Source organism: Pseudaeromonas sp. HNCC25DJ182, assembly GCF_055413365.1.
Genome location: NZ_JBVAYG010000008.1, coordinates 130892 through 145170, shown reverse-complemented (window position 1 = coordinate 145170; position 14279 = coordinate 130892). Strand labels below are relative to the sequence as shown.

At 59.1% G+C, this 14279-nt stretch carries 11 protein-coding genes; 4 read left to right on the top strand and 7 right to left on the bottom strand.

Annotation, left to right across the window (positions count from 1 at the left end; translation table 11 throughout):
• Positions 1-63 precede the first annotated feature (63 nt).
• The 5 genes from panB to dksA all read right to left on the bottom strand — a co-directional run bounded on the left by panB (position 64) and on the right by dksA (position 4389).
• The gene (gene panB / locus ACZYUB_RS08750) at positions 64-858 is read right to left on the bottom strand and encodes a 3-methyl-2-oxobutanoate hydroxymethyltransferase (RefSeq protein WP_463947166.1); all 795 of its coding nucleotides are present in this window, start codon (positions 856-858) and stop codon (positions 64-66) included.
• A gap of 14 nt (positions 859-872) precedes the next feature.
• A complete protein-coding gene (gene folK / locus ACZYUB_RS08745) occupies positions 873-1364 on the bottom strand; it encodes a 2-amino-4-hydroxy-6-hydroxymethyldihydropteridine diphosphokinase (protein WP_463947164.1) in 492 nt (163 codons plus the stop codon).
• Positions 1361-2713 carry a polynucleotide adenylyltransferase PcnB gene (gene pcnB / locus ACZYUB_RS08740; protein WP_463947163.1) on the bottom strand — a complete coding sequence of 451 codons (1353 nt, stop codon included), beginning with the start codon at positions 2711-2713 and terminating at the stop codon, positions 1361-1363. Before pcnB ends, folK begins: the two co-directional genes overlap by 4 nt.
• 140 nt (positions 2714-2853) lie before the next feature.
• Positions 2854-3744 carry a tRNA glutamyl-Q(34) synthetase GluQRS gene (gene gluQRS, locus ACZYUB_RS08735; protein ID WP_463947161.1) on the bottom strand — a complete coding sequence of 297 codons (891 nt, stop codon included), beginning with the start codon at positions 3742-3744 and terminating at the stop codon, positions 2854-2856.
• A 195-nt stretch (positions 3745-3939) separates the two neighbouring features.
• Complete coding sequence (dksA, locus tag ACZYUB_RS08730) at positions 3940-4389, bottom strand: RNA polymerase-binding protein DksA (protein WP_460882745.1); 450 nt, start codon at positions 4387-4389, stop codon at positions 3940-3942.
• 390 nt (positions 4390-4779) lie between these two features.
• On the opposite strand from dksA, the gene sfsA reads away from it, so the two are divergent.
• Positions 4780-5574, top strand: coding sequence for a DNA/RNA nuclease SfsA (sfsA, locus tag ACZYUB_RS08725; RefSeq protein ID WP_463947158.1), 795 nt, complete (start codon positions 4780-4782; stop codon positions 5572-5574).
• Between the two features lie 15 nt (positions 5575-5589).
• Here the strand turns inward: sfsA and thpR are convergent, their stop codons facing one another.
• Together thpR and ACZYUB_RS08715 are read right to left on the bottom strand one after the other, a co-directional pair.
• Positions 5590-6216, bottom strand: a complete 627-nt coding sequence (thpR, locus tag ACZYUB_RS08720; RefSeq protein WP_463947157.1) for an RNA 2',3'-cyclic phosphodiesterase — start codon at positions 6214-6216, stop codon at positions 5590-5592.
• Between the two features lie 131 nt (positions 6217-6347).
• On the bottom strand, positions 6348-7508 hold the full coding sequence (locus tag ACZYUB_RS08715) for an iron-containing alcohol dehydrogenase (protein ID WP_463947155.1): 1161 nt from the start codon (positions 7506-7508) through the stop codon (positions 6348-6350).
• A 341-nt stretch (positions 7509-7849) separates the two neighbouring features.
• On the opposite strand from ACZYUB_RS08715, the gene ACZYUB_RS08710 reads away from it, so the two are divergent.
• From ACZYUB_RS08710 to mrcB, 3 genes are all read left to right on the top strand, one after another.
• Positions 7850-9232, top strand: coding sequence for a PepSY-associated TM helix domain-containing protein (locus tag ACZYUB_RS08710; RefSeq protein WP_463947154.1), 1383 nt, complete (start codon positions 7850-7852; stop codon positions 9230-9232).
• A 176-nt stretch (positions 9233-9408) separates the two neighbouring features.
• Positions 9409-11925, top strand: a complete 2517-nt coding sequence (hrpB, locus tag ACZYUB_RS08705) for an ATP-dependent helicase HrpB (protein WP_463947152.1) — start codon at positions 9409-9411, stop codon at positions 11923-11925.
• The gene (gene mrcB / locus ACZYUB_RS08700) at positions 11912-14260 is read left to right on the top strand and encodes a penicillin-binding protein 1B (protein ID WP_463947150.1); all 2349 of its coding nucleotides are present in this window, start codon (positions 11912-11914) and stop codon (positions 14258-14260) included. The genes hrpB and mrcB overlap by 14 nt, the downstream gene beginning before the upstream one ends.
• Positions 14261-14279: the final 19 nt, after the last annotated feature.

Below are 14279 nucleotides of genomic sequence, written 5' to 3'. Positions count from 1 at the left end.
GTGAGCGGCGACGGGCCCGCGAGTTCGGGCTTTCCAGAGCGTCGCCGTCAAACGAAAAGGCTGTTAGTTAAAAGTTTGTTCTGGGCCCGGGAAGCTGCCATTGGCAACTTGCTGCTGATACAGACGTACCGCAGCGCGGATATCGCCGCTTTCGGCCAGGAAATTCTTGGTGAATTTAGGGGTATAACCGGACGTGACCCCAAACGCATCGTGCATCACCAGGATCTGGCCATCGGTGCTATTGCCTGCACCGATGCCAATCACCGGAATGCGCAGGGCTTTGGTGATGCGCTCGGCTAGGGCCGAAGGTACACATTCAAGTACCAGTAACTGGATCCCGGCAGCCTGCAGAGCCAGAGCACTGCGGTAAATCTCTTCGGCTTGTTCCATGTCGCGGCCTTGGACACGGAAGCCGCCAAAGACATGTACGGATTGCGGAGTAAGACCTAAATGGCCACAAACGGGAACCCCATTACGCTGCAGTTGTTTCACTGTCTCGCATAACCACTCGCCTCCCTCGATCTTGACCATGCTGGCACCGGCAGCCATTAAGGTGGCGGCATTGCGACAGGCGGTTGCCGGATCGCTATAGCTCATGAACGACATATCGGCGATCACCAGAGCATTCTGGGTGCCGCGACGCACACAGCGGGTATGGTAGGCCATCTCGTCGATGGTGACGGGCAGGGTATCGCTATGACCTTGCATGACCATGCCAAGGGAGTCACCAATCAGGATGACCGGGATCCCGGCCTCATCAAACAGACGGGCGAAGGTCGCATCGTAGGCGGTGATGGTCGCAAACTTGGTACCTTCCTGCTTCATTTTTTGCAGGTGGCTGACGGTCGTTTTGCTCATGGAGACTCCTTGTATTACGGGCTGTCCGCGAGCGGAAACAGGCCGCTGCGGTCACAGGTTGCAACCCAATCCCGAAGCGCACTGCCGCATGGCAGTTGCAGATCCGGGACCAAATCGAACAGGGGAACGAGGACAAAGGCACGATCTTTCATGCCGTAATGGGGAATGGTCAGGCGATCATCCTGGAGCTGTTCCTGGCCGAACAGCAGCAAATCCAAATCCAGAGTACGGGGTCCCCAACGTTCGGCTTTACGCACCCGTCCCAGGTCCAGCTCTATGTGCTGAGTTGCGTCCAGCAGTTGATGAGGCGTTAGCTCTGTATCGAGCCATGCTACGCCGTTGATGTAATCTGGCTGGTCGCTGGGCCCCATGGGACGAGAAGCGTACAGGGGAGAGCAGGCGATGAAACGCGTCCGGGGCAGCTGCTGCAGGGCAGCCACGGCCTGGTGAATTTGTGTCAGCGGAGCGCCCAGGTTAGCCCCGAGCGCAATAAAAACCTGGCTCATGCCGCGCCTTCTTTCGGACGTCGGGGTGAGCGACGACGGCGGCGGCGGGGCTTGGCACGTTCCGAAGGCTCTTCATCAGTCGGCGAGCCATAGGCAACTGCGGGGGTGTGGCTGGCCAACTCGCCGCGTTGGCCGGCATTGGCCTGTTGATATTCGGCCCACCATTGCACCAGCTCTTTGAGTCGGCCATCGATTCGGCTGCGTAGCTCGAGGAAGTCGAATGCGGCGCGGAAACGAGGGTGTGCGAACAGACGCTCGGCCCGCTTGCCGGAGCGGCGGGGCAGGCGATCCTGCAGCAGCCAGATCTCGCGTACGTCGGAGGTAAAGCGACGGGGAATGGCGATGGTCTTGATCTGCTGGTCAATGGCTTCATTCATCGCCAACAACAGGGTATCTTGCGGCGGCAAGGTGCTCTCATTGGCAAAGTCACGGCTGCGTTTTTCCACCACCCCCCAGAGCAGAGCGGCATAGAAGAACGCTGGCGTGACCGGCAGGTCGGCGGCAACCCGATCATCGGTGTTGGTCAGAGCCTGTTCCAGGAATCGTTCGAATGGACTGTTGTTTTCTTTGGTCAACAGGGTGGCGACCTGCGGGAACAGAGGGGCAAACAGACCATACTCACGCAGTAGGTGGTAGGTCTTGAGCGCATGACCGGCCTGGAACAGCTTGAGGGTTTCCTCAAACAGCCGGGCGGGCGGAATATCCTGCAGCAGGGGAGCCAATTCGCGAATGGGAGCAGCCGAGCGCTCGCTGATGGTCAGATCCAGCTTGGCGGCGAAACGGATAGCGCGCAGCATGCGAACCGGATCTTCGCGATAGCGGGTTTCCGGGTCACCAATCAGTTCCAGCGTTCCGGCATCCAGATCGTCCAGGCCGCCGTGGAAGTCATGCAGGCTGAAATCCTTGATGCTGTAGTACAGGGCGTTCACCGTGAAGTCGCGGCGTTCAGCATCTTCTTCGATAGTGCCGTAGACATTATCCCGCAGCAGCATACCTTCATCCGAACGGCTGGAAATATGCTTGCTGGTGTTCACCTTGTGATGGTGACCGCGGAAGGTTGCAACTTCGATGACATCACGCCCAAACACCACATGGGCGAGGCGGAAACGACGACCGACCAGACGGCAGTTGGAGAACAGACGCTTGATCTGCTCCGGGGTGGCATCGGTGACGATATCGAAATCCTTGGGGTGTTTTCCCAGCAGCAGGTCACGGACACCGCCCCCGACCAGGTAGGCGTCATAGCCTGACTTGTTCAGGCGATAGAGTACCTTCAGGGCATTATCACTGATCTGGCGTCGAGAAATGGAGTGCTGGTCTCGCGTCAGTATGCGGCGTTCGTCTGCCATGGGTTGGTCCTCTTCATCCTTACCGAGTACCTTACGGCAGAAATTCGCAATCTGGGAAAAAATAGTACACCTCCGGGATATCACCCGCTTGTTGCAGCGGCGCTATGATAGCGCAGCATGCAAAAATGAGAAACCGATCGCTATCCCTGGCGTGAAAGACTCAGGATCTGCGATTGGGTTGGAATTTTATGCTGTTGCCAGTGCCGAACGGCCCACTCCAACAGCGCTTCTTTCGTGTCTCCTGCCAACTCGGCCGGTGGCTGCTGACCGAGAAAGTGCAGAGCCTGCCACAGGGTCTGGCTGATCTGCTCGCAGCCCAGGGCAGGGGCATGGTTCTGTTTGGATAATTTCAATCCGTTTTCTTGCAATGCCAGCGGCAGGTGTAGCCATTCCGGGACCGGTGCGCCCAGGAGGCTGTATAGTGCTATCTGGCGGACGGTTGGTTCGATCAGATCCGCACCGCGAACGACCTGGGTGATACCGCTATCGGCGTCATCGATCACTACGGCCAGGTTGTAGGCGAACAAGCCATCTCGCCGCTTGAGGATAAAATCCTCGGTGGCCAGCGCACCAGGCACCTCGATATGGCCGCGGACCCCATCCTCGAAATGGTAGACCGGAGCCATCAATCGCAGGCGGATGGCAGAGCCCCTGGCGGGCAAGCCGAGATCCCGGCAATGACCGTCATAAAAACCACCACTGGCCTGAATGCGTGCCCGACTACATTGGCAGTGATAGGTCAGACCGCGACGAGCGAATGATTCGAGTACCGCCTGATAGCGATCATGGCGCTGGCTTTGGTACATCACTTCCCCATCCCAGAGCAACCCGTAACGTTCCAGCGTGCGCAGAATATCGTCGGCGGCCCCTGGAACTTCCCGGGGCGGATCCAGATCTTCGATGCGAACCAGCCAGCGTCCACCCAACGCCCGCGCCTGCAGGTAACTGCCTACCGCCGCGACCAGCGAGCCAAAATGCAGGGGGCCGGAGGGCGATGGCGCAAAGCGTCCCAGATAGGAAGAAGCAGACATGGATAGTTACGATTCAGGTTGACGGCGTGATAACGGGGCAGAGTCTGACATAGCCCAGCCAGTGGCGGCAAACAGATTTGCGTTGATCATCGGGACCGGAGATGGTCCAGGGCGTGAGATGAAGGAGGCGGTGGTGGAACCACGCTAAAACAAGAGGGAGCCATTGGCTCCCTCTGGGTAATGCGCAGGAGGGAATTAACCCGCCATTTGCTTTTCCTTGATCTCGGCCAGCGTCTTGCAGTCCACGCACAGCTCGGCGGTAGGACGCGCTTCTAGGCGGCGGATGCCGATCTCGATACCGCAATGTTCGCAGTAACCGAAATCATCGTCTTCGAGCTTGACCAGGGTCTTTTCAATTTTCTTGATCAGCTTGCGTTCGCGGTCACGCGCCCGCAGCTCCAGTGCAAACTCTTCTTCTTGAGCCGCACGGTCAACCGGATCCGGGAAATTGGCCGCTTCATCTTTCATATGATCGACGGTACGGTCTACTTCTTCACGCAACTGGTTACGCCAGGCTTCGAGGATCTTGCGGAAGTGGGTCTTCTGCACCTCATTCATGTATTCCTCACCAGGTTTGGCCTGGTAAGGTTCCACACCGGCGATGGCCAGAGGACCCAGAGATTTGTTGGTATCGCCCATTGGCATGTTGATCTCCTAATTCGCACAACACAGCACGTCACGGTGTGCTGGCTACTGATAATCTTGAGGCCGGTATCTATATCAGAAGGTTTTAGCCCTAGCAAATACGTTGACTATTTTTGTTAGCCAGACCTGCTTTTATTCTTCTGCCGCCTCACGCTGTCAAACAACTCGCGGAGTACCACGATTTGGTACCGTTATATTGTGTCGTTTTTGCCACTTTCAAGGTGTCATCGCGACAAATGTACAGAAAAAGCCACTCCAGGCCACGGGACCAGCATGAATACCCTCTGTTTGCTGGTTTTTTCAACGATCAGTCGAGGCACTGCGCATAGGTCAGCGCCTGGAGCTGCGCTATGATGGGGGCTGCTTTTTTGGTTATAGCAGACAACCATCATGTTCGATGAGACCGATCACATAAAATCCCCGGTTCAGGCCCGGCAGGTTGCCGATGAACGCTCTCCGGCATCACCACTACTGCAAAGGGCATGCCTGCTCCGGCGTTACCAGCGTTTTCTGGCTGATGTACGGTTGGCGGATGGTCAGCAGGTGACCCTGCATTGCCCCAACACCGGGCGCATGACCGGTTGCGCCGAGCCAGGCTGGGGCGTCTGGTTTTCGGTGTCGGATAATCCGAAGCGCAAATACAGCCGGAGCTGGGAGTTGAGTGAATCAGATGCCGGTCACTTCATCGGCGTCAATACGGCGCGGGCAAATGCCCTGGCGGCGGCGGCCATTCAATCCGGCGTCATCCGCGAGTTGCAAGGCTATGGCGTACTTCGACAGGAGGTGCGCTATGGTGAGGAAAACAGCCGTATCGATCTGTTGCTGGAGCAGGGGACTGCGGCCGACTGCTACATCGAAGTCAAGAGCGTGACTCTGCTGGGATGGGATGCTCATCCCGAGCTGGCCGCCGCCGGAGTGGGCTTCTTCCCGGATGCTCCCAGTGCTCGTGCCAGCAAACATCTGCGCGAATTGATCCGCATGAAGGAGGCGGGTGTGCGGGCGGTGATCCTGTTCTGTGTCCAACATACCGGGATCCGCGAAGTGCGTCCTGCCACCCATATCGATCCGTCGTACAGTGCCTTGCTGGCCGAAGCGCATCAGGCCGGGGTGGAGCTCCTGGCCTATGGCGCGGACATCTCGCCACAGGCCATTCATCTGGTTCGGCCGCTACCCGTCCACCTCTGACCCGGATGCTGCTGATTAGCCCGTCGTTGCAGCTGAACCCGTGCGCGTAAATTGCCAGCTGGCGAGCTTTTGGTACTGCACTCCGTCGGGTGTGGAGCAGGATTCATAGAGGTGAAACCCGCTGACCGGCAGCGTGATTGGGCTGCAGGGCCCCGCCGAGGATGGCTGGGGGCGGGCCTTGCGATAGAGGGTCAGATGGGGGCGATAGGGACGCTCATCCAATGGCAACCCCAGCGCCAAGACCCCGGCCCGTAGTGCTTGCTCCAGTTCCAGCAGTTGGCGCGGCGCTTGGCTCGGCCCGACCCAGGCCACTTTGGCCTGGGGAAACAACCCCAACTGATCAAGCACCACCCTGAATCCAGCCTGTTGCGATGCCACCTGATACCCGAGCTGACAGAGCCGGGGCAGCCGCTCCTCATCGACTGCGCCTAAAAACAGCACCGTCAGATGCAGATTGTCGGCCACCACCGGAGAGGCAGATAAGGCCAACAGCTGTTGCAACCTCTGCAGCGCCTGGCTTTGGGAGTGGGCATCCAGTCCGAAAAACAGGCGTCGGAGTTTTATTGGCGTCGTTGATGTTTGCTGTGTCGTTGATGTTTGTGATGTTACTGATGTCCGTGGCGTTATTGATGTCTGTGACATGGGGGGCTCGATGCGGCGGCGAGACATACACTTAGTTTGCCAGTCGCCCGGGTTGGTTGTCATCGTGGATAGCCAAAGCAGAGGGCGCCGCAGCGCCCCCGATATCTTTATGGTTTATTCGCGAACTGGTTTCAGGCTTCGCAACAAGCATCGCCATAAAAGGCTGCTTCATACAGCGCCTTGACATCGCTGACGGTCGGCTTGCCCGGATTGGTCCAGGTACAGGGATCGGCGTGCGCATTCTGGCTCATCCGCTCCAGAACATCGCGGAACTTGCTCTCGTCAAAGTCCACTTCATCACACTGCTGGAAGCAGCAGGGAATGTTCAGCTTCTGGTTCAGGGCTTCGATGGCGGCCGGTAGATCGGCAATGCCCATCAACTTCTCGACCCGTGCGTACTTGTCACTGAACTGACGGTTGAAGCGGATGATATAAGGCATGAGGATGGCATTGGCCAAGCCGTGAGTGACCCCGAATTCGCCACCGATCTTGTGGGCCAGCGAGTGGACCAGACCGAGTGAGGCATTGGTGAAGGCCATACCGGCCAGCGCCGAGGCATTGTGCATGTTGAAGCGTGCCGTCTGGTTATCCGGTTCATGGAACGCGGTTTCCAGATTATTCAGCACCAGGCTGATCGCTTCGATGGCATAGGGATCGGTAAACGAGGTGGCTGCGGTGGAGGCGACGGCTTCGATAGCATGGGCCAATACATCCATACCGGTGTTGGCGGTGATATGGGGCGGCATCTTGGCCGGGATGGCCGGATCCAGGATGGCGATATCCGGCACCATATCGGCGGCGACAATCGGGTACTTGATATGGTTGGCGGTGTCGGTAATCACCGAGAAGGCGGTGATTTCCGAGGCGGTACCGCTGGTGGATGGAATGGCGATGAAACGGGCCTTGTTGCGCAGCGGCGGCATGGAGCCCGGGGTGATGATATCGGCAAATTGCAGGTGAGGGTGTTCATAGAAACACCACATCACCTTGGCGGCATCCAGTGCCGAGCCGCCGCCGATAGCGACAATCCAGTCCGGTTCAAACTCCTGCATCGCCTTGGCGCCGCGCAGTACGGTTTCGACGGAAGGATTGGGTTCGACACCATCAATCAGCAGGGTGCTCATGCCGGCCTGGTGCAGCAACGCCTCGGCTCGATCCAGAAAACCAAAGCGTTGCATCGAACTGCCGCCGGTGACCAATACCGCCTTGTGGCCTTTGAGTTGGCTCAGGTGCTCCAGAGCGTTATCGCCGTAGATGATGTCGCGAGGAATGGAAAAACGCATGACAGACATAGGGACTCCCATCGATAAACTAGACATGAGGTAAGGAGGCAGTGCAGCGCGGTTGCCGATGGCGTTCGGGTTGCTTATGACTCCAGCCGTAAACCGTTTTCATCATGCCGCAGCGGTGGGGCAGCTTGTTTGCCCTAGTTAACAAATCCCTGCTTTTTATCTGGGTTTTAGGTTTCTATCTGGCGCGTGGTGGCGATTTTCCATGCCGAAATCCGCCCGTGTTAGTTCACAGATCTGGCTTGTTAATAAAACGTTTCCATTGTGTGGTTTTTTTGGGGTTATTATCATGCGCCCCCTCCGGGGCGACATTGCTCCCAACGAACAGAGTGCATGGAGCCCATATGACTGCTGATGCCAGCCAACCGACCCATTTCTATCTGCGTGCCTGGCGCTGGCATTTTTATGCGGGTCTGTTTGTCGCCCCGTTTTTATGCCTGCTCGCGGTGACCGGCATTATCTATTTGTACAAACCACAACTGGATCGCCTGCTCTACCCGGAGCTGCTGATCGTGGCTCCCGCTCATCACCATTTACCGGCTGATCAATTGCTGGCTGTTGCCCGGGCTCATTACCCCGACGCCAGTGTGAGCCGGTATTTACCTTCCGTCGCTGACGATCGCAGTGTCGAGATCGTTCTGGATGATCAGGGTGTGGAGCGGTCACAATTTGTGGATCCCTATACCGGACGTTGGCTGGGGGAGCAGGAAACGGCATCGACCCTGCAGGGTGTGGCGCGTGGACTGCACGCGGAATTACTGATGGGCAAGGTTGGCGACTGGATCCTGGAGGTCGTGGCCGGTTGGGGGCTGCTCTTGCTGGTGAGCGGCCTCTATCTGTGGTGGCCTCGCGCCGGGGCAGGAGTGAATGGCGTCATGGTTCCCCGCCGCAGTCTGAAGCAGCGACGGGGCTGGCGCGATCTGCATGCCGCAACCGGCTTCTGGGCGGCCACAGGATTACTGTTTTTCCTGCTGAGCGGCATGACCTGGACCGGTTTTTGGGGCGGTCAGTTTGCCGATGTCTGGAATCGCTTCCCGGCCAGCATGTGGAATCAGGTCCCCGAGTCGGCACCGCTGGCCCGGCAATTAAACCAGCCCCATCAGCAGACTGTGCCCTGGGCTCTGGAAAATACACCTTTGCCGGAATCGGGTGCTCATCACACCCATACCACCAACCCGACGACAGGCCATCATGGCCAGATAGCTTTGCAGCAGATTGTTGAACTCGCCCAGTCTCGGGGTGTGACTCCTGGCTACAGTATCTCGCTGCCTCAAGGCGAGCGTGGCGTTTACACTGTATCCCTGTTTGCCGACGATCCGCGTCATGATGCGACTCTGCATATTGATCAATACAGCGGAGCTGTGCTGGCGGATGTGCGCTGGCAGGATTACTCCGCTGTGGCCAAGGCGGTGGAAACCGGCGTCATGCTGCATATGGGCAAGATGTACGGCCCACTCCACCAGTTGGTGATGCTGGTGTTATGTCTGCTGATCCTGCTGTTATCTCTGAGTGGTTTTTGGCTGTGGTGGCAACGCCGTCCGGCCCGGCGCTTTGGCGCCCCTCCTTTGCCTCACTCGCTACCACTGTGGCGAGGCGCCTTGGTGATCAGTGCCGTACTGGGGATGCTCTTTCCGTTACTGGGCGGCACTTTGTTACTGGTCTGGCTGCTGGATACGGCCTGGTTGCGCTGGCGCGGACGTTCGTTACGCCCTGCTGTCACCTCCTGAAATCACATGGATTTTTCCGGGCGACTCGTTCTTGATCGGTTGGTCGCCTGGATCTTCACAGCCTCCATCGCTGAACTTTCTTCGCCAGCCCTTGGTCACGGCCGCCAGCTTTGGCACAATGCGCCCATCTCAACTCGGTGCCGCCATGAGGGCACTGCGTCATTGTTGGAGTTTCGGTGTCTTCTTCTTGTTCTGATCTCGAGTCCTCTTCCTTACCTGCACTGGCCGTTTTGCCGGCCCTGCAAGCGGCTTTGGACGCAGGTCAGCCGGTGATTCTGCAGGCGCCTCCCGGGGCCGGTAAATCCACTGCTTTGCCTCTGGCCCTGTTGCAATCTGATACCGTCAGCGGCCGCATCATCATGCTGGAGCCGCGCCGGTTGGCGGCGCGCAATATTGCCCGTTATCTGGCGCAGCAGTTGGGTGAGGAGGTTGGTCAGCAGATTGGTTATCGGGTTCGGGGCGAGAGTCGGGTCAGTGCGGCCACACGACTGGAGATAGTCACCGAGGGGATCCTGACCCGGATGATCCAGGCCGATCCGGAGTTGCCCGGTGTCAGTCTGCTGATTTTCGATGAATTTCATGAGCGCAGCCTGCATGCGGATCTGGCGCTGGCCCTGAGCATCGAATCGCGCAGTGCCCTGCGCCCGGATCTGCGTCTGCTGGTGATGTCCGCCACTCTGGATGGTCTGGATTTTTCATCCCTGTTGCCTGATGCCGTGCTGCTGCACAGTGCCGGGCGCGCCTATCCCATCGTCCATCACTATCGTCCTGGCAACCGGCAGCAGCCCCTGGTGCCGCAATGTGGCGCCGTAGTGTTGGAGGCGCTGCAGAGCGAGTCGGGAAGCTTACTGGTGTTTTTGCCCGGTGCGGGGGAAATTGAGCGTCTGGCGCAGTGGCTGCAAGAGCGCTTGACCGATAGCCCTCAGGTGCGGGTAGCTCCGCTGCATGGTCGGCTGCCGTTTGCCGAGCAGCAAAAGGCCATACTGCCAACTCCCGCCGGAGAGCGCAAAATCGTACTGGCGACCAATGTGGCGGAAACCTCGCTGACCATCGAAGGCATTCGCGTGGTAGTGGATAGCGGTCTGGAGCGACGGGTACGCTTCGATGTCAACAGTGGTATCGAGCGCCTGGAGCTCAAACAGATCGCCAATGCTTCAGCGACCCAACGGTCGGGGCGGGCCGGGCGTCTGGGGCCCGGGGTCTGTTACCGTCTGTGGAGTGCCGAGCAGCAGGATCGGTTGGATGAGCAGAGCCCGCCGGATATCCGGGTGGTGGAACTGAGTAATCTACTGCTCGAAGCCGCGCTATGGGGCTGCGAGCCGGAAGGCTTGCCGCTGCTGGAGTTGCCCCCGGCGGCGAACTTGCTGGTGGGGCGCCGGTTACTGCAACAACTCGAAGCGCTGGATGATCAGCATCATCTGACACCGCGCGGGCGGCTGATGGCCCGGCTCCCCTGTCATCCGCGACTGGCTCATCTGTTGCTGTGCGCCGCTGATCTTGAACAGGATGGCTTGGATGGCGTGCTGGACGAGGCTTGTTACCTAGTGGCGTTACTGGAAGAGGAGAAGCGTGGTGCCGATCGGTTGAGCAGCTTGCTGGTCCGTTACGGCTCCGCGCTCAAGCACCAGGCGCAACGCTGGCGTGAGCGGCTCAGCCAAGTGCTGCCAGCACTGAGTAGAAAAAGCGTGGGGACCGCCAGTGCTGGAAACTGGCTGGGTCTGCTGGCGGCATTGGCCTGGCCGGATCGCATCGGTAAGTTGCGCAATGGCTGTCGCTATCAATTATCCGGCGGCCAGAGCGCCGATCTGGCGCCAGATCACTCCCTGACCGGCCGGGACTGGCTGGTGGCGATTGACCCTGTGCTCAACGCCCAGGGGATCCGACTCTATCTGGCCGAAGCCGTGGATCTGGAGGCGCTACAGCGTTATCTACCGGCGTTGTTTAGCCGCGAGAGCTGGTTGGGGTGGGATGAGCGGGAAGGCCGCGTGCGCGCCGAGCAGCAACTGCGACTGGGCAATATAGTGCTGGAGCGCCAACCGCTGGCCAACCTGAGTGACGAACAAAAAGCCCTCTGCCTGCTGGATGGTATTCGCAGCAAGGGGCTGGGGTGTCTGCCCTGGGATGAGGAGAGCGAGCAGTATCTGGCCCGGCTACGCTGTGCCGCCGAATGGTTGCCGGAGTTGACGTTTCCGGCGGCTGATGAGGCAAGCCTGTTGGCACAACTGGAGAGCTGGTTGCTGCCCCACCTGCAAGGTATGAGTCGATTGGAGCAGCTCAAACGGTTGGATTTGAGTAGCATATTACGGCAGTGGCTACCTTGGCCGTTGCCCCGGGAGTTGGATGCTCTGCTGCCGAGTCACTTTACCGCGCCGACCGGTAGTCGCTTGCGCATCCGCTATCAAGCGGGGCAAGCGCCAGTGTTGCCGGTACGCATCCAGGAAATGTTTGGACAGCGACAGACGCCGACTGTGGCTCGTGGCACAGTGGCCCTGCTGGTAGAATTGCTCTCTCCGGCCCAGCGCCCCCTGCAGTTGACCCAGGATCTGGCCGCTTTCTGGCAAGGCAGTTACGGTGAAGTAAAAAAAGAGATGAAGGGGCGTTACCCCAAACACTACTGGCCGGATGACCCTTCCGAGGCGATGCCGACCCGATATACCAAGCACAGGATGAACCAAGACAATGGCAGCGCGTAAACCCAGAGCAAAGAAAAAACAAGCCTGGTATCAGCAGGTGAACTGGCGCCGTTGGGGCTGGTTGGCCTTCAAGTTGGGACTGGTGTTATTTGCCGGTCTGCTGGTGACCGGCATCTATCTGGATAGCCTGATCCGCGACAAATTTGATGGCCAGAAGTGGCAACTGCCAGCCCTGGTTTACAGCCGACCGCTGGAGCTCTACCCGGGGCAACGTTTGTCGCAGAAGCAGATGCTGCACGAGTTGAAATTGCTCAACTATCGGCCGAGCAGCAGACCAACCAGCGCCGGCCAGTATGCCTCGGGGGGCAACAAGCTGGTGTTGATCCGCCGTGCCTTCACCTTCTCCGACGGAGGTGAACAGACGCGACCCTTGCTGCTGACCTTTGACGGGCAACGGCTCAAGCGCATTCAAAATGCCGACTCCCTCAAGGATTTGGGTTATGTGCGCATGGATCCGGTACTGCTCGATCGTCTGACCGGGGAGGAGATCGAGGACCGGCTGTTGTTACGCCTGGATGAAGTGCCGCAGAGTTTTATCGATACCCTGCTGACGGTCGAAGATCGCGACTTCTACAACCATGGCGGTGTCTCCTTGCTCTCCATCGGCCGCGCCTTCTTTGCCAATCTCAAGGCGGGCCGTGCGGTGCAGGGCGGTAGCACCCTGACCCAGCAGTTGGCGAAGAACTTCTTCCTGACGCGCGAGCGCAGCCTATGGCGCAAGGTGCAGGAGGCCTATATGGCGGTGATCATGGATTACCGTTACAGCAAGGCGCAGATCCTCGAGACCTATATCAACGAGATCTACCTGGGGCAGAACAAGGCGCAGGGGGTGTATGGCTTCGGGCTGGCGTCCTACTTCTATTTCGGCCTGCCGCTCAACGAGCTGGATCAGGATCAGATGGCACTGCTGGTCGGCATGGTGCGCGGCCCCTCCTACTATGATCCCTGGCGTTATCCGGAGCGGGCCAAGGAGCGGCGGGATCTGGTGTTGCGGGTGTTGCTCGATAACCTGAAGATCGAGCCGCCCGATTATCAGGTCTATCTGGCCAAGCCGCTGACCCTGCTGGAGCGTGGCCAGATGAGCTATGGCCGGACTCCGGCGTTTATGAGCCTGCTCAAACGCGAGCTGAAGGATAAATTCGGCGACAGTTTTCTGAGCCAATCCGGGCTCAAGATCTTCACCAGCCTGGATCCGGTGGCGCAACTGGCGGCCGAGCAGGCGGTGACCAGTCAGCTGGATCGCATCGAGAAGGAGCGCAAGCGCCCCGATCTGCAAGGCGCCATGGTGATTTCCAACTGGCGTACCGGCGAGATCTCCGCGGTGGTCGGTGGGCGGGATGCTCGCTATGCCGGATTCAACCGGGCGCTGGATGCCCGGCGGCCGATTGGCTCTCTGGTGAAACCGGCGGTCTATCTCACCGGTTTGCAGAAGGGCTATAACCTGGCGACTCCGCTGCGCGATGCGCCGCTGACCCTGCGTAATCAGGGCGGTCAGACCTGGAAGCCGCAGAATTACGACAAGGGGTATCGGGGCCAGGTGCCCCTGTATCAGGCGATGGCAGAGTCTCTGAACCTGCCCACCGTGCGCTTGGGGATGGATGTCGGGGTCGGCAAGGTGGTGGATACCTTGCGTGCGCTGGGTGTCACTCAGCCCATTCAGGCTTTCCCGTCCTTGTTTCTCGGCACTGTGGCGCTCTCACCCTTCGAGGTGAACCAGATGTATCTGACTCTTGCCAGTGAAGGCCTGTATCAGCCGCTGACCACGGTGCGAGCCGTGCTCGGATCCGGGAATCAGAGTCTGTATCAGAAGGATGTGAAGGCTGAACGGCGGGTGGATGCCCGGGTCAGCTATCTGACGCTGTTTACCATGACCAAGGTGGCAAGCCAGGGTACGGCGCGCTCTTTGGCGGCTCGGTTCCCCGGGGCGATCCTGGCCGGCAAGACCGGCACCACCGATAATTTGCGCGACTCCTGGTTCAGTGGTCTGGACAATGACGAGTTGGTGAGCGTCTGGGTTGGCCGCGATGACAATCAACCCGCAGGTCTCACCGGTGCCAATGGGGCTCTGCAACTGTTCGGGGATTATCTCGATCGCCGCGGCGTCAACTCGCTGCAGCTGGCGGTGCCCAAAGGCATCGTCTGGGCCAACTTCTCCCGTGGCGGCAAGCCGGTGGCCAGCGGATGTGCCGGTTCACTGGCGCTCCCGGCACGACTGGATCTGCTGGGTCCGACTGAAGGGTGCAGCAGCGACGGCGATGCACGCCCCGATAATCCGGTCGACTGGTTCAAACAGTTGTTTAGCTTGAATGACGATGCGATCCCGGAGCGGGGATAATCTCAAACCCGCAACGGAG